We start from the raw sequence: 23,926 nt of genomic DNA, 5'->3' as shown, positions 1-23,926 counted from the left end.
GGCCCAATTGCATAAAATTTTACGAATCGGGGACTAGGTAAGAGGTCGCCTGCCGCGAAATCGGACGAATTGCAGGTACTGGTTGTGCCGCGGCCGATTCCGCGCCCTATGGCTAACGACCCGCTATTTCACGGGTTCTGTTAATTGGGTCACAGATTTGGCTCCGTATTTGCCGCAGTATGTTGCGGGGCACCACGAACGATAGATAACTCAAGTATTCGTTGTAAAATTTATACAGGCGAATACAGGATGATACCGAAAATGGGCTCGGATAAGCAATCATATACTTACAGATATTTCGATAAATACGCTGCTTCCTCTAAGGTGGCGGGGCCTGGCAGGGGCGTCGACCGCTGGGTGATGCGAAATCACACAAGCAATAGATGGTTTCGCTAGGGACTTGGTAATGATAAGCAAGCTTAGGCGATCGATACTTACTTAGATTTTAACCCTTTTTTGGTGCCCGATTGAATTACGCTGGCATATTTAACGCCGCGATTTCCTTGGATGGCGCGGGTTCCCACTCGCCCTCCGACGCCCATGTCGATTCCTTTACGGGCAAGCCTTTTATCGCGAAGGCGCAGGGTCACGTGCCTGAGGGCGCGTTCGTTGTTCCCGATCCAAACCTGATCTTCAACGGCGAGTATAAGCGCGCAGGCAGCGATCTCGTGCTGTCCCACGACGGTCACGAGTTTATCGTTCCCGATTATTTCAGGGGCGACAAGCGCGCGGCGCTCTCGTCGCCGGATGGCGCGCACCTCAGCGGCGACATCGTCAACGCGCTCACGGGCCACGTCCAATATGCGCAGGCCGCGTCCGGCATTGCCGCCGCCCAGGTCATCGGCCACGTCACCAAGCTGTCCGGCAGCGCGACCGCGGTCCGCAACGGAGTCTCCATCATCCTGAACAACGGCGACAACGTCGAGAAGGGCGACGTGGTCTCGACCGGCGGCGACTCGACGCTTGGCATCACCTTCATCGACGGCACGGTGTTCGGCCTGTCCTCCAATGCGCGGATGGTGCTGAACGAGATGGTCTACGACCCCAACGGGTCGAACAATTCCTCGCTGCTCAGTCTGGTCGCAGGCACCATCACCTTCGTTGCCGGCGAGACCGCCAAGCATGGCGACATGAAGATCGACACCCCGGTCGCCACCATGGGCATCCGCGGCACGGCGGTGCTGAGCCAGATCCACTTCGTCGTTCCCGCCGGGGGCGGTGAACCGCAGCCGGAGGCGAGTTTCCAGGTGCTGGTCGAGCCGAACGGCACGACCGGCTCCTACATCCTGTTCGACAAGGTCACGCTGCTGCCGATCGCGACGGTCAACCAGGCCGGCCAGATGATCCAGATCAGCGGCGGCAACGTCTCGATCAGCAATGCGCTGATGTCGCCGGACGTCCAGAAGCTGATCACGGACGTGTTCACGCTGAAGTTCACCGACAACAACACCAACACCAAGCTGACCACGAACTTCACCGATTCGATCACGCAGACCAGCTACGATATCTTGCTCAAGACGCCAATCGGCGCCACCGCGATTGCGACCTTCGCGAACCTCAATCCGCAGGGACCGCAGGGCCCCGGCACATCCACGTCGACCAGCAACCGTATTCCCGGCCCGCCCGACGCGCGCACCCTCGATCTCAACGGCAATGTGACGTCGGAATTCGCGCTGACCGAGCGCGCGAACACGACTGGCGACACGACGCATTCCGACACGATCTCCGGCCTGATCACCTTCCTCGACCAGAACCTGGGTGACCGGCCGACGGTGAGCGTGAGCCTCGGCGACGCGCCCAACTACGTCTACAAGGACGCCGGACTGCACGATGTCACCGGATCGCTCACCTCGCTCCAGAAGCAGGACATCGCGGCGACGCTGATCAACATCGACGTGGTCGCCAAGGGCGGCAACACCAACACCGGCTCGGCGGTCTGGACCTACACGATCCCGGACCACGTCTTCGACTTCCTCGCGGCTGGCGAAACGCTGACGCTGACCTACACGGTCCGCATCGCCAACAATTTCACGGTGAGCCCGGACACCGCCACCAGAACGATCACCATCACGATCACCGGCACCAACGACAAGCCGGTGATCACGAGCAGCGTTCCGACCATCACCTTCGAAGGCGGCACCAGCGTGGCGGGTGGCCCGCTCACCAGCGAGGTGCCGACCTCGGGCACGCTGACCTTCAAGGATGTCGACCTCACCGACACCCACACGGTTGCGGTCAAGCTGACAAGCGCGACGCTGCCTGACGGCACCGTGCCGCCGGGCCCGCTGGCGCTGTTCCAGAGCGCGATGTCGGCCGCGATCGCGGCCGGCGCCGACAGCAAGGGCAGCGGTACCGGCACCATCAACTGGTCGCTGGCCGCGCTGCCGGTCTACCTCGCCGACTTCATTCCGAAGAACGAGGTGCTGACGCTGGTCTACACCGTGACGCTCACGGACGCGCAAGGCGCCACCTCGCAGCAGACCATCACCATCACGATCACCGGCACCGACGCTGCCGCCGTGGTGTGGATCGCGACCGACAAGGCCGGAGCTCCCTCCGGCGGCTTCTGGAAGGACGCCGCGAACTGGGAAACAGGCACCGTCCCGACCATCGACGACGACGTCATCGTCATCACCGATCAGCTGCACGGGCTGACGCCGTCCTATCCGGTGACGATCGACACTGCGGCCTATGCCAAGTCGATCACGATGAACGATTTCGGCGGCCCGCCGCCGGAGGTGATCAACAAGAGCTTGCTGACGATATCAGGCGCGCTCAACATGAGCGCCGACTCGATCTTCACGAACTCGGCGGCCGGCGTGATGTCGGTCGGCGGCAAGGCCGAGATCCTCGGCGCGAGCGTGCTCACCAATGCGGGCTATCTGACGCTCGCGGGCGGCGGCGATTTCGCCAAAGGCACCACGATCACCAATTCGGGCATGATCGAGCTGTCGGGCGGCACGCTGAAGACGCTCGCCTTGATCCACAATGCCGGCGGCACGCTGAAGGCCGATGCCGGCACGACGCTGATCGTCGATACCGCGACAATCGACGGCGGCACCGTCGCCATTCTGGGCACGCTGGAGCTCGACGGCACCAGCCTGATCGAGAACGGCGCGCTGAACAGTTCCGGCGCGGTCAACGTCAAGGGCACGGTCGAGTTTGCCCACGAGACCGTCTCCAACAGCTCCAGCGGCACGGTCAAGGTGCTGGCGAATGGCTGGCTGACGATAGACCAGGGTTCCAGCGTCACCAACACCGGCAACGTCACCGTCGATGCCAGCGGCAAGCTGATCGTCAACGGCGCGACGATCAGCGGTGCCGGCACGGTCACCAACGACGGCGAGCTCGACCTGAACGGCAATGCCATACTGAGCGGCGGCGTGCTGAACAACAACGCCATCTTCAACGTCACCGGTACCGGCAACGCGCTGGATGGCGAGACCGTCACCAATGCCGGCACCATCGAAGTGCTGGCCAATGGCGTGCTCGCGATCGATCACGGCTCGACGGTGAACAATTCGAGCGGCAGCGTCATTGTCGGCGCCACTGCCGCGCTGACGCTCGACAACGCCACGATCAGCGGTGGTGCCATCAACGGCGGCGGCACCATTCACCTCACCGGCGCCAGCAAGATTGACGGCGGGGCTACGCTGAGCGTTAGCGCGGTCACCGCCGATGCCAAGCTGACGCTGGACGGCGTCACGGTGTCGGGTTCGACGATCACCGACAATTCCAGCATCGAGCTCGACAATACCGTCAAGCTCAAGGACGCCGCCAAAATCCAGGGCGGCGCGATCACCAACAACGGCACGCTCGAGATCGCCGGCGCCGCGACGCTGCTCAACGATGTCCTCACCAACACCGGTCACATCCTCAAAATCGGCGACAACCAGACGCTGGCGCTGTCCGGCACCGAGATCACCGGCGGCACGCTCACCGTCGCTGGTACGCTCGCATCCTCCGGCAACACGAGGATCACCGACGCCAACATCTCGAACGGCTATCTGCTCGAATCGACCCTCGGCGGACTGCTGACGCTGGTGGCGACGACTCCCGCCGCCGCCATCACGAACAGCGGCATCATCCAGGCCAACGGCGCCAAGCTCGATATCGACCACGAGGCCGTCGCCAACACCGGCACGCTGGCTGCCATCAATGCCGGCACGCTGAAGCTGATCTCGGCGACAGTGACCAATACTGGCAGTGGCGCGGTGTCGGTCGAGTCCGGCTCGATGCTCGATCTCGTCGGCGCGATCATCGACGGCGGCACGGTAACAATCGCAGGCACGCTGGAATCGACCGGCGCGAGCGCGATCAACGACGCCGACATCACCAACACCGGCATCATCACCGTCACCGGCGGTGCGCTGACGATCGATCCCGGGCTTGCGCATGCCATCATCAATCACGGCCTGATCGCAGCGGTCACGGGCGGTACGCTGAAGCTGACGACCGCCACTATCACTAACACCGGCGCGTCGATCACGGTCGACGGCACCTCGAAACTCTATCTGACCGACGTCTCGATCAACGGCGGTAGCCTGAGCAATGCCGGCAATCTCTATAGCGTCGGCCTCAACACGATCACAGGCAGCGTCACCAACATCGGCACCATCGAAGTCCAGGGCGGCACGCTCAACCTTTCCGGCGGCCTCAATGGCGTCGGCTCGTTGATCATCGACGACACGGCGACGCTTGAGCTCAGCGGCGCGAATGCGCAGACCGTCACCTTCGCCGGCGGCACCGACACGCTTCAGCTCGACAACGTCGCTGGCCAGAGCTTTACCGGCACCATCGCGGGCCAGTCGACGAAGGGCGGCACGTTCACGATCACGGGGGCGGCCGACATCGCCAGCGCAAGCGGCGACGCGCTTGACTTCACCGCGTCGGGCGGCGCGTCTGCCACGCCCGCCAATATCGTTCTCACACCCACCGGCGCGCTGACGGGCGCGGCCAATGGCATCGTCGTCACCCAGAATGGCGCGGGCGCCATCTCGCTGACGGCGACGAAGGACATCTCGGGCCTGAACGGCAACGGCATCACGCTGCGCGACAGCGCAACCGGCGTCGGCGGCATCACGGTCAATAGTCTCACCGGCAAGGCGACCGGCACCGGCGCGAATTCGGTCGGCGTGCTCGTCGAGAATTTGAACGCTGCGAACAACGGTAACATCTCGATCACCCAGCTCGGCGGCGCCGTGGGCGGCGCTTACGGCATCGATGCGCATACCGAGGGCGGTGGCGACATCTCCATCGACATCGGCGGCGCCATCACGGGAAGCTCGACCTACGGCATCCGGTCGCGCAGCTACGGCGCCGGCGACCAGACCGTCACGACCGAGGCCGGCAGCGTCGTCACCTCGGGCAGCTCCGGCATCGTCGCTGTCAATCGAGCGATCTCGCTGGGCGCTGCATCCGACAGCACCATTACTATCAACGCCTACGGCACGATCAACTCCGGCAGCAGCCCGAACCTGAGCGGCAATTCACCGGGCGGCATTGAAGCAGGCTACACCGGCGCCACGAACGGCACCGGCGCCAACACCGCTGTTAACGGCACGGTCGTCGTCAACAACCATGCCAATGTCACCGCCGCGGCCGGTTACGGCATCAATGCCTATAATTACGGGAATGGCGACGTCACGGTGAACAGCTTTGCCGGCACGACCATCTCCGTGTTCGGTTCCCAGAGCATGGGCATCAACGCCTCCGCACTAAGCGGCGGTACCGGCGACATCACGGTCACGCTCGGCGCGAATGTCACCATTTCGGGTGCGACGAGCTACGGCATCAGGGCCTTCAGCATCGACGCGGGCGACATCAGCGTCATCCTGGCGAACGGCGACAAAATCACATCCGGCAGCGCCGGCATCGTGGCGGTCAACTACGCGGCTGCGATCGCAGACAATGTCGACAGCACGATCTCCGTCAAGGCGCATGGCACGATCCATTCCGGCTCGACCCTGAACAGCGACGGCACCACGCCGGGCGGGATCATCGCCGGCTACAAGCCGGGCGGCAACTCCACGTACTCCAGCGCGGTCAAGGGCGACGTCAGCGTCGACAGCGACGCGACGATCACCGCAGACGCCGGCTACGGCATTGAGGCGTTCACCTGGGCTGACGGCAACGTCACGGTCACGACCGGCGCGCTTTCGTCGATCACCGCCGCAGGCACTGCGATCGGCGCCTTCAACAATGGCGGCGGCGACGTCAGCGTCACCAACGAGGGTTCCGCCACCGGCACAGTCGGCCTTGCCGCCGTTGCCCTCGGCACCGGCGACATCACCATCGTCAATGACGGTAGCATCACCAGCACGAGCCTGGCCGGCATCAGCGTCACGCAGAACGGGGCCGGCGCAACCGGCTCGACCCATATCACCAATACCGGATCGATCGTGGCCCCGACCGCGCACGCGGCGATCTATATCCAGGAGAATACGACGGGCTCTGCGTTGATTGAAAATTCCGGCACCATCGGGCCGGACGCCTCCACCGTGACCTCGACGACCTACGCCATCGTCGAAACCGGTGGCGCCATCGAGATCAACAACACCGGCCACATCAACGGCAATATTTCGGTCGCCACCGCCACGTTCAACAACGAGTCGAGCGGCACCTGGACCGTTGCGGGCACCAGCGTGTTCGGCAATCTGTCCTCGATCGTCAACGATGGTGTCATCGATCTGCACGGCGGTTCGATTTCCGGGACCCTGCTGAGCATCACCAATTCGCACGAGATCGATAGCTGGGGCACGGCGTCGATCTCCGGCACCATCGCCAATACCGGCACCATCGAGGTCCATAACGGGGCGCTGACGCTGTTCGGCTGTCTGTCCGGCACGGGCTCGGTCACCGTCGATGCCGGCGCGCTGCTCGAGGTCAAGGACGCGGTGTCGCAAACGATCACGCTGGCCGGCGACGGCGCCGAACTTCAGATCGACACGTCGATCTTTGGCGGGACGATCGCCGGGTTGTCCGCGAACGACAAGATCGACCTGTCGAGCATTGTTTATGATGACGGCACGTCGGCGACCTATAACGCCACGACCGGCAAACTCGTTGTGAGCGACGCCTACCACCATACGATTACGTTGCAGCTCACCGGCGCTGACTACAGCGGTGCACATTTCGCCGGCAGCAGTGACGGCCACGGCGGCACGCTGATCACGTTTAACGCGGCCGACGACGCGCCGCCGGCGTTCACCGCGGCCGGGGCGACGCTGACCGCAACCGTCCCCGAGCTTCAAAACACCACTGGCTCCTCCGCGCTCGACCCGGCGTCGGGCGGGACAGGCTCGATCGTCTTCAAGGATATCGATCTGACCGACCGGCCGACCGCGACCATCACCGGTCCGTTGGTCACCGCGCTCGATCACACCACGGCTATGACGCTGACGCCGGACCAGATCACCGCTCTGGAACATGCCCTGACCCTTCAGCAGGCCGGCAACACGAACAACGGCACGGTCGCCTGGAACTACTCGATTGCCGACAAGGCGCTGGATTTCCTCGGTGCAGGCCAGACGGCGCAGGTCGTCTCCACGATCACCCTCGACGACGGCCATAAGACCGACACGACACAGGTCACCGTGACGATCGCCGGCGCGAACGACGCGCCCGCGCTCAATGTCGACCAGGCCAGCGTCACGCAAGTGGGCGATCAGGTGACAGTCCATGGCCTCTCGGTCGCCGATCCCGATACGAATGACACGTTCACGATCGCCGCTACGGCTGCCTCGGGCGCCGCTGTGAACCCGTCAACGGGGGGCGGCTCTCTGGCCATTGTCAATTCGGCGCTCCAGGCGGTGACCTACACGGAGGCAAGCAGCGGCGGCCCGGCTACGGACATGGTGACCGTCACCGTGACCGACGCGCACAACGCGAGCGACACGGTCAATCTGATCTTCAACCTGACCGAAGCAGGCCCGGTCGCTCTCACCGGCACGACGGACAAGGATGTGTTCTTCGGCACCGGATACCAGGACCAGTTCGTGTTCGCGACCAACTCGAACCACGATACGATCGTGAACTTCACGTCCGGCACGAACCATATCGACCTGTCGTTCGTCGGAGTCTCCAACGTTTCCGACTGGATGGCTCACCATGTGGCCGCGTCAGGGGCAGACACCCTGATCACGATCGATGCAGCCGACACCATCCTCGTGAAAGGCGTCAGCCTCCAGACGAACGATTTCATCCTTCACGTCACCTAGCGCGCCGCCCCTCCCCGAAAACTGTGTTTCCTTCCGCCTTGGCCGCGGCAAAAAATCCATAATCCTCCACCGCCAGGGAATAGCCAATCGCGGTCCCGCGCGCCATGATCGGGACGCACGGCGTGAGGCGAGGCAGGAAGTCCGATCGACATGAAACGTCTCAAAATCCTGCGGCGGTGGTTTACGCGGAAGTTCGGGTTTGCGCGGCTGATGTGCCTTGGGCTGCTGGTCGTGTTTGCAGGCGCCCGGCTCTGGGATCCGCCGCCGATCCAGGAATTGCGGCTCCGCACCTTCGACATGTTTCAGCTGATCGATCCGCGCCACAAGACGGCGCGGCCGGTCACCATCGTCGACATCGACGACAAGAGCCTCGCCAAGCTCGGCCAGTGGCCGTGGCCGCGGACGCGGATCGCCGATTTGATCCAGAACCTCACCAATAACGGCGCGGTCGCGATCGGCTTCGACGTGGTGTTCTCGGAGGCCGACCGGCTCAACCCAGATATCGTCGCGAGCCAGATGCGCGATCTGGACGATGCCACCCGCGCCAAGCTGCGCGAGCTGCCGAGCAACGACCAGATCCTGTCCGAAGCGATCAAGCGCTCGCGCGTGGTGCTGGGCGAGACCGGGCAGCACGCCATATCCTCCGAGGTCGACAAGTCGCTGCCCTTCACCGGCGTCGCGACGGTCGGTGAGGAGGGCGCCGAACGCTTCCTGTTCGAATTCCCGGGCCTCCTGCGTAACGTGCCCGTCATCGAGAAGGTCGCTGCCGGCCGCGGCCTGTTCTCGATCAGGACCGAGCGCGACGGCCTGATCCGGCGCGTGCCGATGATCATGCGCGCCCAGGGCATGGTCATGCCCTCGCTCAGCCTCGAGATTCTGCGCGTCGTCACGGGCACGCCGACGCTGCTTGTCAGGACCGACAAGACCGGTGTGCGGGCCGTGCGTCTCAAGGGCGTGGAAATTCCGACCGACAGGAACGGTCAGCTGTGGGTGCACTATGCCCGCCAGGATCCCTCGATCTACGTCTCGGCCGCCGACGTGCTCGACAACACGGTGCCGCCGGGCAAGTTCTCCGGCAAGCTGGTGCTGGTCGGCACTTCCGCGGTCGGACTGAACGACATCAAGACCACGCCGGTGTCCTCGACCATGCCGGGCGTCGAGATCCATGCGCAGGTGCTCGAAAGCGTGCTGAGCGGCGCGGTGATCTCGCAGCCGAACTATGCGCTTGGCGTCGAGCTGCTCGCGGCGCTCGTGATCGGAATTCTGGTCATCATCTTCACGCCGAATCTCGGACCGGTTCGCCTCGTGCTTGCGGGTGCGACGTTCGCCGCGATCCTGATCGGCGTGTCCTGGTTCTTCTATGCGCAATATCGCTATCTTATCGACTTCACCTATCCGCTGCTCTCGACCACGGCGATCTATTTGACGCTGATCTTCGCCAGCTTCGTGCGCGAACAGCGGCAGCGCGTGCAGATCCGCGGCATGTTCGCGCAATACATGTCGCCGGTTCTGGTCGAGCAGCTCGCCCAGTCGCCGGAAAAGCTCGTGCTGGGCGGCGAGGAGCGCGAGATGACGATCATGTTCTCCGACGTGCGCGGCTTCACCACCATCTCGGAAACCTACAAGCACGATCCGCAGGGGCTCATCGCGCTCATGAACCGCTTCCTGACGCCGCTGACCGACGTGATCATCGATCAGAAGGGCTATATCGACAAATATATGGGCGACGCCATCATGGCGTTCTGGAACGCGCCGCTCGACGATGCCGCGCATGAGGTCAACGCCTGCGAGGCCGCGATCCAGATGCTCGAGAAGATCGACGCGGTGAACAAGGACCGCGAGCAGGAAGCCGCCGATGGCGGCCACGTCTACATCCCGCTCAATGTCGGTATCGGTCTCAACACCGGCATCGGCGTGGTCGGCAACATGGGCTCCAACCTGAAGAAGAACTATTCGGTGCTCGGCGACAGCGTGAACCTGGCCTCGCGCCTGGAAGGTCAGTCGAAAGAGTACGGCTTTCCCATCATCGTCGGCTCGAGGACCGCGCTCGCCGCCAAGGACAAGTTCGCAATCCTCGAGCTCGACTTCATCATGGTCAAGGGCAAGACCGAGCCGGAAGTGATCTACGCCATCGCCGGCCGCGGCGACGTGTTGCATTCTGGACCGTTCCAGCGCCTGCGCAACGTCACCATCGAGATGCTTGCCTGCTATCGCGGCCGCGACTGGCAGGGCGCGCTGGATGCGATCGAGCGCGGTCGTCGCAGCGAGGATGCCGACACGCTGGAAAAGCTGTTCGGGCTGTACGAAGCCCGCATCAAGGATTTCCAGATCAACCCGCCGGCGGAGGGCTGGACCGGGGCGTATGCGCTGCTGACGAAGTAAGGGGGCGAGAGGCTCTCGCTGCCGCCTCAACAAGAGGTGTCGTCCTGGCGTTCGCCAGGACGACGGCAGAGAGTTGAGCTGCCGCCTCACTCCACCCCGATCGTCGTCAGATCCTGGAACCAGTGCTGCGCTTGCACGAACTGCTTGATCTTGGGCGACAGTGCATGCGGGTTGGTGTCGTGGACCACCCACACCAGCGTGGCGTCGTCGACGATCAGCGCATGCGCCTGGGCCAGCAGTTCGTCCTGCTTGGTGGCATCGAAGGTCTGCTTGGCCTCGTCGATCAGCGCGTCGACCTTCGGGTTTTTGTAGCCGCCCCAGTTGACGCCGACCGGCGCGATCTGGCTCGAATGGAAGAAGCGGACGATGGCGTAAAGGGGATCCGAGGTGACGTAGGCGATGTTGTTGGCGGTGATGCCGGCGTTGATCTCGTCGGCCGCGCCCTTGCGCCAATGCGTATAGAGCGTCTCGAGCTCGACCACCTTGAAATCGATGTCGATGCCGATCTCCTTGAAGCTCTGCTGCAAAAACTCGTTCATCGGCAGCGACAGCATCTGGCCGGTGCCGCCTTGTGCGATGATGAAGGTGGCCTTCAGCGGCTTCGCCTTGGAGTAGCCGGCTTCCTCGACCAGCTTCTTCGCCGCGGCGACATCGTATTTCAGCTCGAAGCTCGGCTTGCCGAACCACGGGCTGGATGGATCGACCTGGCCCTTGGCGGGTTTTGCGAGGCCGTTCATCAGGCCGACCACTGCCTCACGATCGATCGCGAGATTGAGCGCCTTGCGCAGGCGGATGTCGGTCCAGGGCGAGCCCGGCAGCACGCTCAGATGATAATTCCAGACATGCGGCGTGACGTTGTCGACGAGCTTCATGCCGGCCGCCTTGAGCTGCGGCACGGCATCCGGCGCCGGCGTTTCGATCAGGTCCACCTGGCCGGCGAGCAGCGCGTTGGTGCGGGTCAGCGCCTCCGGCATCGGCACCAGCACGAGCTTGTCGACCTTGGGAATGCGCTTCTTGTTCCAATAATCCGGATTCTTCGTGAGCTCGGCGAGCTCGCGCGGCACCAGTTTCGTCAGTTTGAATGGGCCGGTCCCGGAGGGCTGGCTCGCGAACTTGTCCCAATCCTTGCCGAGCTTGTCGTATTGCGCGGGGCTCGACACAAGAAACCAGAGCATCTGGTAGGGAAAGAAGGAATCGACCGTCTTGGTGGTGATCTCCACCGTGGAATCGTCGATCTTGGCGTAGCTTGCGACCGAGGGCAGGCGGGTCTTCACCTGTGCGCTCTGCCGCTTGTCGAATTGCGGCGCCTTGTCGTTGAGCACCTTGTCCAGATTCCAGATCACCGCATCGGCATCGAACTCGCTGCCGTCGTGAAACTTCACGCCCTTGCGCAAGATGAAGCGCCACTTGGTCTTGTTCTCGTCATCGACTTTCCACTCCGTGGCCAGTCCTGGCACCAACTTGCCGGGCCGGTCGGCGACGTCCATCTCCCAGGCCACCAAGGGGTCGTAGATCGTGTAGGCCGTGAACTGATAGGCGCCGGCACCGCGGTCGGGCTGGCCTGTCGTCAGCGGAATATCCGCCATGGAGATGCCGTAGCGCACCACCGTCTCGGCACGCGCCGGAATTGCGGGAAACGCCAGCGCAAGCACGGCGAGACAGGTCGGCAGTCGGATACGCATGGCCCATAGCTCCCAGGGAGAAATCGGGGCCAGACTTGCAATCTTGATGCCAGAATAGGCAGCGGGGTGCTCTGGCCGACGTCCGATCACAAGGACTTGTCGTCGCAGGGGCAATCCGCAGAATAAGTTTCCCCATTGGCACAGCCATTGCATACGATTGCATCAAAATTAGTCATCGAAAGACGAAGAGGATTGAGTCGATGCTTATCAAGAAGACTACGCGCGCGGCACTGATTGCTGCGCTGGCCCTGACGAGTGCGGCAGCGTGGCCGCGCGTGGCCAGTGCCGACACTGTGCTGCGCATCGGCATGACCGCTGCCGATATTCCGCGCACGCTGGGCCAGCCGGATCAGGGATTTGAAGGCAACCGCTTCACCGGCCTCACCATGTATGACGCGCTGACCGGCTGGGACCTGTCCTCGGCCGACAAGGCCAGCGTAGTGATCCCCGGTCTTGCCACCGAGTGGAAGGTCGACGACGCCGACAAGACCAAATGGACATTCAGGCTGCGCCCCGGCGTCACCTTCCATGACGGCTCTCCGTTCAACGCCGATGCCGTGGTGTGGAATGTCGAGAAAGTGCTGAAGCAGGACGCGCCGCAATTCGATGCCAGCCAAGTCGGCGTTACGGCGTCGCGCATGCCGACGCTGGCGTCCGCGAAGAAGATCGACGACATGACGGTCGAACTCACCACCAAGGAGCCCGACAGCTTCCTGCCGATCAACCTTACCAACCTGTTCATGGCGAGCCCGGCGAAGTGGCAGCATTTTTATGACAAGGCGGAAGGCGCCGACGCCAAGGCGAAGTCGCAGGCCGCATGGACCGCCTTTGCCAAGGACGCCGCGGGCACTGGCCCGTGGAAGATGGCGGCCTTCACCCCGCGCGAGCGGCTTGAACTGGTCAAGAACGCGAGCTATTGGGACAAGGCGCGCGTGCCCAAGGTCGACAAGATGGTGCTGTTGCCGATGCCGGAAGCGAATGCACGCACCGCGGCGCTGCTCTCCGGACAGGTCGATTGGATCGAGGCGCCGGCGCCGGACGCGCTGCCTGAATTGAAGCAGCGCGGCTTCAAGCTCTACGCCAACGAGCAGCCGCATGTCTGGCCGTGGCAGTTCTCGCGCGTCGAAGGCTCGCCCTGGAACGATATCCGCGTGCGCAAGGCGGCAAACCTCTGCATCGACCGCGAAGGTCTCAAGGACGGTCTGCTTGCAGGGTTGATGGTGCCCGCGACCGGCACCTTCGAACCCGGCCATCCCTGGCGCGGAAAGCCGACCTTCGAGATCAAGTATGACAAGGCTGCCGCGCAGAAGCTGATGCAGGAGGCAGGCTTCGGTCCGAACAAGAAGCTGACGGTCAAGACCCAGACCTCTGCGTCCGGCTCGGGCCAGATGCAGCCGCTGCCGATGAACGAATATATCCAGCAAGCACTGGCCGAATGCTATTTCGACGTGCAACTCGACGTCATCGAATGGAATACGCTGTTCACCAACTGGCGCCGCGGCGCCAAGGATCCCAGCGCCAATAGCTCGAATGCCACCAACGTCACCTATGCGGCGATGGATCCGTTCTTCGCCCTGGTGCGCTTCCTGCAATCGGGCATGGCGCCACCGGTCTCGAACAATTGGGGCTTTATCAACAATCCCAAGTTCGACGAACTGGTGAAGAAGGCGCGGCAGACCTTCGATCCCGCCGCGCGTGACGCCGCGCTCGCCGAGCTGCACGCGGCCTCTGTCGACGACGCCGCCTTCCTCTACGTCGCCCACGACGTCGGGCCCCGCGCCATCAGCCCGAAGGTGACAGGCGTCGTGCAGCCGAAGAGCTGGTTCATCGACTTCTCGCTGGTGTCGATTCAGTAGTGAGCTGCTAGCAACGTACCCGCTGTACCCTCTCCCCTTGCGGGAGAGGGTGGCTTCGCTTTAACGAAGCCGGGTGAGGGGTCTCTCTCCGCGAATGCGGACCTTTCAACGCAGTATCATCCGCGGAAACAACCCCTCATCCGGCGCCGTAGCCGAAGCTCCGCTTCGGCGTCGTCTTAAAAAAACGGCCTGAGGCGGCCTATGCCACCTTCTTCCACAAGGGGAGAAGGGAAGAAAGAATCCGACGTGCTCGCCTATATCGCCAGACGCATCGTCTATGTCGTCCCGATTGTCATCAGCGTGGCGCTGGTGTGCTTTCTGCTTGTGCACATCACGCCGGGCGATCCGCTCGTCGCGGTGCTGCCGGCCGATGCGTCGCAGGAGCTTGCCGCACAACTCCGCGCCGCCTACGGGTTTGACCGCCCGCTGCCGGTGCAGTTCGGCCTGTGGTTGATGCGCGCGCTGCATGGCGATCTCGGCAATTCCATCGCCAGCGGGCGTCCCGTGCTTGCCGAGGTCATGCGCGCGGTCAGCAACACCGTCACGCTGGCGATTGCCGCCGCCATCATCGGCTTCACCATGGGCATCCTGCTCGGCCTGATCGCCGGCTATTTCCGCGAGACCTGGGTCGACAAGCTGGCGACGTCCTTTGCCATCGCCGGCGTTTCGGTGCCGCATTATTGGCTCGGCATGGTGCTCGTCATCATCTTCTCGGTCCAGCTGAACTGGTTGCCCGCGGTCGGCGCCGGGCCCGGCGGCTCCACCGCCTGGGCCTGGGACTGGGAGCATCTCAAATATCTCGTGCTGCCGGCGATCACGACCTCGGTGATCCCGATGGGCATCGTCACCCGCACGGTGCGCGCGCTGACCGGCGATATCCTCAGCCAGGATTTTGTCGAGGCGCTGCGTGCAAAAGGCCTGCATGAGCGCGGTGTGTTCCGCCACGTCATCAAGAACGCCGCGCCCACCGCGCTCGCGGTGATGGGGCTTCAACTGGGTTACATGCTCGGCGGCTCGATCCTGATCGAGACCGTGTTCTCCTGGCCGGGCTCGGGCTTCCTGCTCAACTCCGCGATCTTCCAGCGCGACCTGCCGCTGCTGCAAGGCACGATCCTGATCCTGGCGCTGTTCTTCGTCTTTCTCAATCTGCTGGTCGACATCGCGCAAGCCGCGATCGATCCGCGCATCAAGCGGGGCTAGCGATGAGCGAGGCTAGAGCCGCGAAAAAGGTGCGCTCCCTCCCCCGCGTGCGGGGGAGGGCTGGGGAGAGGGTGTCTCCTCAATCGAGAGCCTCCAAGAGGACAAAGCCCTCACCCGGCGCTGCGCGCCGACCTCTCCCGCACGCGGGAGAGGTGCACCGCCGCCTTGACGGGCATCGAATCCCTCGATGCATAACGGAGACTCGCCGATGAGCGAGCTTCCGTTGTCCGTTACAGGCGATGCGGCGCTTCAGGCCGCGCCCGCGACCAAGGCGCGCGGCTATTGGGCGACCGTCGGCCGCCGCATCCGGCGCGACAAGGTCAGCATGGTCTGCGCGCTGGTGCTGCTGTTGATCTTCCTGTCTGCGATCGTTGCGCCGTGGCTCGGTCTGGAAGATCCCTACAAGGGCTCGATGATCCGGCGCCTGCGCCACATCGGCACATCAGGCTACCCGCTCGGCACCGACGAGCTCGGTCGCGATATGCTGGCGCGGCTGATCTATGGCGGGCGGCTGTCGCTCCTCATCGGCATTTTGCCGGTGATCCTCGCCTTCTGCATCGGCACCTCGCTCGGCCTCGTCGCCGGCTATGTCGGCGGCAAACTCAACACCGCGATCATGCGCACGATCGACGTGTTCTACGCGTTTCCGTCCGTGCTGCTGGCGATTGCGATCTCCGGCGCACTCGGAGCCGGCATCCTCAATTCCATCGTGTCGTTGACCGTCGTGTTCGTGCCGCAGATCACACGCGTCGCCGAAAGCGTCACGACAGGCGTGCGCAACATGGACTTCGTCGACGCCGCGCGTGCCTCCGGTGCCGGTCCATTCACCATCATGCGCGTACATATCCTCGGCAATGTGCTCGGTTCGATCTTCGTCTATGCCACCAGCCTGATTTCGGTCTCGATGATCCTAGCGGCAGGCCTCTCATTCCTCGGCCTCGGCACCAAGCCGCCGGAGCCGGAATGGGGCCTGATGCTGAACACCTTGCGCACCGCGATCTACGTCAACCCCTGGGTCGCCGCGCTCCCCGGTGCGATGATCTTCGCGGTCTCGATCTGCTTCAACCTGCTCTCGGACGGCCTGCGTAGCGCCATGGACATCAGGAACTAGCCATGAGCGAAACCAACGCTTCCGTCTTGATGCTGGAACCGGTCGAGGACCGCGGCGGCGTCGCGCAGCCGCTGCTTCAGGTCAATGGCCTCACCAAGCATTTTCCGGTTCGTGGCGGATTGTTCGCCGCAAAGCGCACCGTGCGCGCGGTGGACAACGTCTCCTTCTCCGTCGCCAAGGGCGAGACCGTCGGCATCGTCGGTGAATCCGGCTGCGGCAAGTCGACCACCGCGCGGTTGCTCATGCACCTGATGCCGCGCGATACCGGCGACATCATCTATGACGGCATGAGTGTCGGGCAGTCGCTAAGCTTGCGCGAACTGCGCCGCGGCATGCAGATGGTGTTCCAGGATTCCTACGCCTCGCTCAATCCGCGCCTGACCATCGAGGAATCGATCGCCTTCGGCCCGAAGGTGCACGGCATGGCGGACGGCGCGGCGCGTGCGTTGGCGCGCGAGCTGTTGGGCAAGGTGGGGCTGGTTCCTGCAAACTTCGCCAATCGCTACCCGCACGAGATCTCCGGCGGCCAGCGCCAGCGCATCAACATCGCACGTGCGCTGGCGCTGTCGCCGCGGCTGGTGATCCTCGATGAAGCGGTCTCTGCGCTCGACAAGTCCGTCGAGGCGCAGGTGCTCAATTTGCTCGCCGATCTCAAGAGCGAGTTTGGGCTGACCTATCTCTTCATCAGCCACGACCTCAACGTCGTCCGCTACATCAGCGATCGCGTGCTGGTGATGTATCTCGGCGAGGTCGTCGAGCTCGGTCCGGTCGACCGGGTGTGGGACAGGCCCGCGCATCCCTATACGCGTGCGCTGCTGGCCGCGATGCCGTCCTCCGATCCTGATAGCCGAACCGAGACGCCGCCGATCACGGGCGATCCGCCCAATCCGATCGATCCGCCGTCCGGCTGCCGCTTCCATACCCGTTGTCCGTTTGCGGAGCCGCTCTGCGCAAATGCGACACCAAAGCTCACCGCGCTCGATACAATGGGCCACGAGGCCGCGTGCTACATGGCGATCCCGGGTTCAGGCCATAGCCGCTCGCCGAAGGAGGAAACCGCATGACGAGACCGACGACAAAAGAGATCAAGGCGACGGCGCAGGTCGCGGGCGTTCCCGTCGACGACGAGATCGCGACGCGCATCTCCAATTCCATCGGGCCTGCCTTTGAAGGCTTTGCGGCCGTCGCCGGCACGTTGCCGTTCGACCTCGAGCCCGCGCTGTACCCGATCGCGCAGACGCAGAAGGTGTCGAAATGAGCACCGACCCTGCATTGATGACGCTCGCCGAGGTCGCGCGTGCGATCGCGATGAAGCAGGTGTCCTCGCATGAGGTCACGCGCGCGCTGTTGCACCGCATCGCGCAATGGCAGCCGCATCTCAACGCCTTCATGTCGATCGAATCGGAGGCCGCGCTGAAGGCCGCCGATGCTGCCGATGCCGAGCTGGCCAAAGGCGAAGTCCGCGGGCCGCTGCATGGCGTGCCGCTCGCGCACAAGGACATGTATTACGACGCCGGCCACGTCGCGACCTGCGGCTCGCTGATCCGTCGCGATTTCGTGCCGACGGTGACCTCCACCGCCTTGCAGCGCCTGAAGGACGCCGGCCAGGTCCGCCTTGGCACGCTGCATCTGGCGGAGTTCGCCTATGGGCCGACCGGCCACAATGCCCATTACGGTCCGGTGCGCAATCCCTGGAACGTCGCGCATATCACCGGTGGCTCCTCGTCGGGCTCCGGCTCGGCGGTCGCGGCGCGGCTAACCTATGCGGCGCTGGGCTCCGACACCGGCGGCTCGATCCGCATGCCCGCGCATTTCTGCGGCGTCACCGGGCTGAAGACCACCGTGGGCCGCGTCAGCCGCGCCGGCGCGATGCCGCTGTCGCAGTCGCTCGACACCGTCGGCCCGCTTGCCCGCACCGCTGAGGACTGCGCGCTGCTGCTGGCATTGATGGCCGGCCCTGATCCCCAGGATTCGACCTGCAGCCACGAGCCGCTTTCCGACTATGTCGGCGCGACCAAGGGCTCGCTCAAAGGTCTCAAAATCGGCGTCCCTTCGTCCTTTTATGTCGACGATCTCGACAGCGAGGTCGCGCGCGTGCTCGACGAGACCATCGCCGTTCTCAAGCGCGAGGGCGCCGACATCGTCACAGTCGAGCTGCCGGACCAGCGGCAATTGTCCGCGGCAAGCCAGCTCGTTCTCGCGGCCGAAGCGGCCGCGTTCCACAAGCGCTGGATGATCGAGCGTGCCCAGGATTACGGCCCGCAGGTCCTGATGCGGCTTCAGAACGGTCTTGCCGTTCCCGCCATCACCTATCTCGAGGCGATGCGCTGGCGCGGCCCGGCGCTCGCCGCGCACAATGCGGCGGCCGCAGGCGTTGACGCGATTATCGCACCGGCTTCTCCCGTGCCGGCGCCGACGATCGAGGAGAGCGACGTCGGCGGCGGACCGAACGCGCCGGCGCTGTTGCAGCGGCTGACGCTGTTCACCCGTCCGGTGAACTTTCTCGGCCTGCCGTCGCTCACCGTGCCCTCAGGCTTCACCAAGAGCGGTCTTCCGATCGGCATGCAGCTGATCGGCCGCTCCTTCGACGAGGCGACCTTGCTCACCATCGGCGCGGCATTCCAGCGCGTCACCGACTATCACGATAGGCTGCCGAAACTTCCGTCATGACAAAGCTCGTCGAGATCTCAGGCCTCAACATCCGCTTTACCGGGGAGCGCACGGTCTATGCCGTGAACGATCTCAGTCTCGCGCTCGGCGATGGCGAGGTGCTGGGCCTGCTCGGCGAGTCCGGTTCGGGCAAGAGCGTGACCTTGCGCGCGCTGATGCGGCTGTTGCCGAAGAAGCGCACGCAGATCACGGGCAAGGTCAACGTCATGGGCCGCGACGTGCTCGCCATGAACGACGAGCAGCTGTCGTCGTTCCGCGGCCAGACGGTATCGATGATCTTCCAGGAGCCCGCGCTCGCGCTCGATCCGGTCTACACCATCGGCGCGCAGATCGCCGAAAGCGTCGTGCGGCACGAGGGCAAAAGCTATGCGGAGGGACGCGCGAGAGCACTCGACATGCTCGAGGTCGTGCGCATTCCTTCCGCCAAGCGTCGTCTCGATGCCTATCCGCACGAGATGTCCGGCGGCATGCGTCAGCGCGCGATGATCGCGCTGGCGCTCGCCTGCCGGCCGAAGATCCTGCTGGCGGACGAGCCGACCACGGCGCTCGACGCCACCGTGCAGATCCAGATCCTGCTGCTGCTACGCGAGCTGCAGCGTGAATTCGGCATGTCCGTCATCTTCGTCACCCACGACATCGGCGTCGCCATCGAGATCTGCGACCGCGTCGCGGTGATGTATGCCGGCCAGATCGTGGAGCAGGGCACGCTTCGCGACATCGTCCGTTCGCCGGTACATCCCTATGCCAAGGGACTGCTCGCCTCCACCATCCACGGCACCAAGCGGGGGCAGCGGCTTGAAACCATCCCCGGCACGCCGCCCTCGCTGGCTGAAAAGCCCAACACCTGCTCTTTCGCCCCCCGCTGCGCCGTGGCCCAGCCTCGCTGCCTGGAGCAACTGCCCGCGAATGTGGAAGTGGGAGCGGGCAGGGCGGCTAGGTGTGTGCTGGCGGAGCCGGTCACCGCGCTGTCCTAATATTTGGACCAGGGAACGGGGAACAGCATTCACACCTCATTCATTCCGGTTCCGGTTCCATGGGGCCGTTCACGGAGAGGGACCTCGCTTATGCACATTTCCAACGAAGGCCTGCTTGTCATCCTGTTCGTCGGCCTGGTTGCCGGTTGGCTGGCGGGCAAGGTGGTGCGCGGAACCGGGTTCGGCATCATCGGCGACATCGTGGTCGGCATCGCCGGCGCGCTAGTCGCAAGCTTCCTGTTCCCGAAGCTCGGCATTCACATCGGCACCGGGCTGATATCCGAAATCGTCTATTCCGCGATCGGCGCTGTCATCCTGCTGCTGGTGGTGCGGCTGGTACGCGGCGGCGGCCGGTTCTAATGGCGCCCGAGTTCAGTTGATCGAACTTTTGACCTCTCCCCGCCCGGGGAGAGGTGACATGTCTGCAAGAAAAAGCCGCAAGAACGTGAGATTCCGGACTTGCGTGCGAGGCTGGTCGGGGGTGATGTGGACCAAAGGGGTCCCGGATTATTCGGCTGCGTTGGGCGAGGAGCGCAAACGCGATATTAATCCGGGTCAATTACTCCTGAATTCGCCTTTGAAATCAGGGGCTTTGGCTCCCACCCGAAAGAGATCAGACTGATGGCAGCCGTTCCCGGCCTCCGCCGTTCAGAGCTCGGTGACGCGCTGCGCACTTGTCGCGCGGCGTTCGTCGGCGTCGGCTTGATGAGCTGCATGATCAACCTGCTCTATCTGACCGGGTCTATCTTCATGCTGGAGGTCTACGACCGGGTGCTGCCGAGCCGCAGCATTCCGACGCTGGTCGGCCTGATCGTCCTCGCCAGCTTCCTCTACATGGCGCAGGGCGTGCTCGACATGATCCGCAACCGGATCCTGGGGCGGGTCGGAACCGCGCTGGACGAAGCCCTGAACAAGCGCGTGTTCGACACCATCGTGCGCCTGCCGCTGCTGGTTGGCAGCCGCAACGAGGGCCTTCAGCCGCTGCGCGATCTCGACAATGTCCGCTCCTTCCTCGGCGGCATGGGACCGAGCGCGTTCTTCGACCTGCCCTGGCTGCCGCTCTATCTCGCCATCTGCTTCGCCTTCCACGTCATGATCGGCGTCACCGCGCTGATCGGCGCCATCATCCTGGTCGGACTGACGCTGGTCACCGAGTTCATGTCCCGCCAGCCGGCGCGCGAGGCGATGGGGCTCGCCGCCCAGCGCAACGACATCGCCCAGTCCAGCCGCCGCAACGCCGAGGTGATGGTGTCGATGGGCATGGCCGGCCGGATGAACGCGCGCTGGAGCGAGGCCAACGAAAAATATCTCGACGGCAACCAGCGTGCGAGCGACGTCGCCGGCGGTCTCGGCGCGGTTGCAAAAGTGCTGCGCATGATGCTGCAATCGGCCGTGCTCGCCGTCGGCGCCTATCTCGTCATCCACCAGGAGGCGACCGCCGGCATCATCATCGCCGGCTCGATCCTCTCGGCCCGTGCGCTTGCCCCGGTCGATCTTGCGATCGCGCACTGGAAATCCTTTGTCGCGGCACGTCAGAGCTGGCACCGCCTCACCCGTCTTTTGGAGCAGATGCCGGCGCAAACGATGCCGACCCAGTTGCAGGCGCCCACCAGCCGCCTTTCGGTCGAAGGCGTCGCCATGGTGCCCCCCGGCGACCAGCGCGTCATCGTCCAGGACATCACCTTTGCGCTCGAAGCCGGCAACGGCCTTGGCGTGATCGGACCGAGCGGCTCCGGCAAGTCGTCGCTGATCCGCGCGCTGGTCGGCGTCTGGCAGCCGGTTCGCGGCAAGGTGCGGCTTGACGGCGCGGCGCTCGACCAATGGTCGTCGGACATGCTCGGCCGCCACATCGGCTATCTGCCGCAGGACGTCGAGTTGTTCGGCGGCACCATCGCACAGAACATCAGCCGCTTCGATCCCGACGCCACCTCCGACGGCATCATCGCTGCCGCGAAAGAGGCCGGCGTGCACGAGATGATCATCAAGATGCGCGAGGGCTACAACACCCAGGTCGGCGAGCAGGGCACCTCGCTCTCCGCAGGCCAGGCGCAGCGCGTGGCGCTGGCGCGCGCGCTCTACGGCAACCCGTTCCTGATCGTGCTCGACGAGCCCAATTCCAATCTCGACACTGAAGGCGACGAGGCACTGACCCGCGCCATCCGTGGGGCGCGCGAGCGCGGTGCCGTCGTCATCGTGGTGGCGCACCGCCCGATCGGCGTGGAAGCGGTCGACCAGATCCTGGTGCTGCGCGACGGCCGCATGCAGGCCTTCGGGCCGAAGGAACAGGTCCTCGCCCAGGTACTCCAGCCGCGTGTGACGCCGCCGACACCGATCAAGATCGTCAGCGAAAGCGGAGCCAAGGCATGAGCACGATGGCGATCGGCGGCGGGAAGCCTGCCGCAAAGCGAACGGTGCGGGAATCGATCCGATTTCACCTGATGCTCGGTCTCGCGATCGTGCTGGTCCTGGCCGTCGGCCTTGGCGGCTGGGCATCGACGGTGCAGATCTCGGGCGCGCTGATCGCGCCGGGCCAGATCGTGGTCGAATCCAACGTCAAGAAGGTGCAGCATCCGACCGGCGGCGTGGTCGGCGAGGTGCGCGCCCGCGACGGCGACGTGGTCAAGGCAGGTGACATCGTGGTGCGGCTCGACGACACCGTCACCAAGGCGAACCTCGCCATCGTCACCAAGAATCTCGACGCCGCGCAGGCGCGCACGGCGCGGCTTCAGGCCGAGCAGCGCGGGATCGACAAGCTGGAGTTTCCGCAAGTCCTGCTCGAGCGCGGCAACGATCCCGATGTCAAGAACCTGCTCTCCGCCGAGACCAAGCTGTTCGACGTCCGTGTCAACGGCCGCGCCGGCCAGAAGGCGCAGCTTCGCGAGCGCGTCCAGCAACTCAATGAGGAGATCGAGGGGCTCTCAGCGCAGGAGAGAGCCAAGGACAAGGAAATCTCGCTGGTGCAGCAGGAGCTCGTCGGTGTCCGCGATCTCTATGACAAGCACCTGGTGCAGATCTCCCGCCTGACCACGCTCGAACGCGATTCCGCCCGGCTCAACGGCGAGCGCGCGCAATACATTGCCTCGCGCGCGCAGGCCAAGGGCAAGATCACCGAGACCGAGCTCCAGATCATCCAGGTCGACAAGGACATGGTGAGCGAGGTCTCGAAGGATTTGCGCGAGACCAACGACAAGATCGGCGAAATGATCGAGCGCAAGGTCGCGGCCGAAGATCAGCTTCGCCGCGTTGACATCCGCGCGCCACAGGACGGCATGGTGCTGCAATCGACGGTGCACACCGTCGGCGGCGTCGTCACCGCCGGCGACGCGCTCATGCTGATCGTGCCGCAGGCCGATGATCTCCAGGTCGAGGCCAAGGTCAATCCGGTCGATATCGACAAGCTCCAGATCGGCCAGAAGACACTGCTGCGCCTGTCCGCCTTCAACCAGCGCACCACGCCCGAGCTCAACGGCGTCGTCAGCCGCGTCTCGCCCGACGTCACCACCGACCAGCGCACCGGCCAGAGCTACTACACCATCCGCGTCTCGTTGCCAGCGGAAGAGGTCGCCAAACTCGGCGACTCCAAGCTGATCCCGGGTATGCCGGCGGAGGCCTTCGTCCAGACCGGTGACCGCACCATGCTGTCCTATCTGATGAAGCCGCTGCACGACCAGTTCATGCGGGCGTTCCGGGAGAAGTGACGCGCGAAAGCGCGTCATCCCATTCGTCATTGCGAGTGCAGCGAAGCAATCCAGTCTGCCTTCGCAGCGAAATTTCTGGATTGCTTCGCTACGCTCGCAATGACGGCGAGCCTTCGTTCTTGCTATAGTTCGAT

General features: G+C 64.1%; 13 protein-coding genes. 12 read left to right on the top strand and 1 reads right to left on the bottom strand.

The window, feature by feature from the left end; genetic code table 11:
- Positions 1-503 precede the first annotated feature (503 nt).
- Both ABIB00_RS01545 and ABIB00_RS01540 read left to right on the top strand, forming a co-directional pair.
- Complete coding sequence (locus tag ABIB00_RS01545; RefSeq protein WP_502917782.1) at positions 504-8,219, top strand: VCBS domain-containing protein; 7,716 nt, start codon at positions 504-506, stop codon at positions 8,217-8,219.
- A gap of 150 nt (positions 8,220-8,369) precedes the next feature.
- Entirely contained in the window at positions 8,370-10,601 is a 2,232-nt protein-coding gene (locus ABIB00_RS01540) for a CHASE2 domain-containing protein (protein WP_354103137.1), read from the top strand.
- An 86-nt stretch (positions 10,602-10,687) separates the two neighbouring features.
- Here the strand turns inward: ABIB00_RS01540 and ABIB00_RS01535 are convergent, their stop codons facing one another.
- Positions 10,688-12,283 (bottom strand): ABC transporter substrate-binding protein, encoded by a 1,596-nt coding sequence (locus ABIB00_RS01535; RefSeq protein ID WP_354103136.1) that lies wholly within the window; start codon positions 12,281-12,283, stop codon positions 10,688-10,690.
- 200 nt (positions 12,284-12,483) lie between these two features.
- Here ABIB00_RS01535 and ABIB00_RS01530 point away from each other — a divergent pair, with 200 nt between their 5' ends.
- From ABIB00_RS01530 to ABIB00_RS01485, 10 genes are all read left to right on the top strand, one after another.
- Positions 12,484-14,139, top strand: coding sequence for an ABC transporter substrate-binding protein (locus ABIB00_RS01530; protein ID WP_354103135.1), 1,656 nt, complete (start codon positions 12,484-12,486; stop codon positions 14,137-14,139).
- A 246-nt stretch (positions 14,140-14,385) separates the two neighbouring features.
- Positions 14,386-15,339 carry an ABC transporter permease gene (locus ABIB00_RS01525; RefSeq protein WP_354103134.1) on the top strand — a complete coding sequence of 318 codons (954 nt, stop codon included), beginning with the start codon at positions 14,386-14,388 and terminating at the stop codon, positions 15,337-15,339.
- Between the two features lie 208 nt (positions 15,340-15,547).
- Entirely contained in the window at positions 15,548-16,450 is a 903-nt protein-coding gene (locus ABIB00_RS01520; RefSeq protein WP_354103133.1) for an ABC transporter permease, read from the top strand.
- A gap of 2 nt (positions 16,451-16,452) precedes the next feature.
- Entirely contained in the window at positions 16,453-17,514 is a 1,062-nt protein-coding gene (locus ABIB00_RS01515; protein ID WP_247448447.1) for an ABC transporter ATP-binding protein, read from the top strand.
- On the top strand, positions 17,511-17,708 hold the full coding sequence (locus ABIB00_RS01510; RefSeq protein WP_247344191.1) for a hypothetical protein: 198 nt from the start codon (positions 17,511-17,513) through the stop codon (positions 17,706-17,708). The genes ABIB00_RS01515 and ABIB00_RS01510 overlap by 4 nt, the downstream gene beginning before the upstream one ends.
- Entirely contained in the window at positions 17,705-19,120 is a 1,416-nt protein-coding gene (locus tag ABIB00_RS01505; protein ID WP_354103132.1) for an amidase, read from the top strand. The genes ABIB00_RS01510 and ABIB00_RS01505 overlap by 4 nt, the downstream gene beginning before the upstream one ends.
- On the top strand, positions 19,117-20,094 hold the full coding sequence (locus ABIB00_RS01500; RefSeq protein ID WP_354103131.1) for an ABC transporter ATP-binding protein: 978 nt from the start codon (positions 19,117-19,119) through the stop codon (positions 20,092-20,094). The genes ABIB00_RS01505 and ABIB00_RS01500 overlap by 4 nt, the downstream gene beginning before the upstream one ends.
- Positions 20,095-20,184: 90 nt before the next feature.
- On the top strand, positions 20,185-20,454 hold the full coding sequence (locus ABIB00_RS01495) for a GlsB/YeaQ/YmgE family stress response membrane protein (protein ID WP_247448451.1): 270 nt from the start codon (positions 20,185-20,187) through the stop codon (positions 20,452-20,454).
- Between the two features lie 261 nt (positions 20,455-20,715).
- Positions 20,716-22,461, top strand: coding sequence for a type I secretion system permease/ATPase (locus ABIB00_RS01490; protein WP_247448452.1), 1,746 nt, complete (start codon positions 20,716-20,718; stop codon positions 22,459-22,461).
- Entirely contained in the window at positions 22,458-23,792 is a 1,335-nt protein-coding gene (locus ABIB00_RS01485) for an HlyD family type I secretion periplasmic adaptor subunit (RefSeq protein ID WP_247448453.1), read from the top strand. Before ABIB00_RS01490 ends, ABIB00_RS01485 begins: the two co-directional genes overlap by 4 nt.
- Positions 23,793-23,926 lie beyond the last annotated feature (134 nt).

The sequence above is a fragment of the Bradyrhizobium sp. LB14.3 genome, from assembly GCF_040547985.1.
Taxonomy (GTDB): domain Bacteria; phylum Pseudomonadota; class Alphaproteobacteria; order Rhizobiales; family Xanthobacteraceae; genus Bradyrhizobium.
Note: the sequence above shows the minus strand (reverse complement) of the source record. Positions and strands in the feature narration are given on the sequence as shown.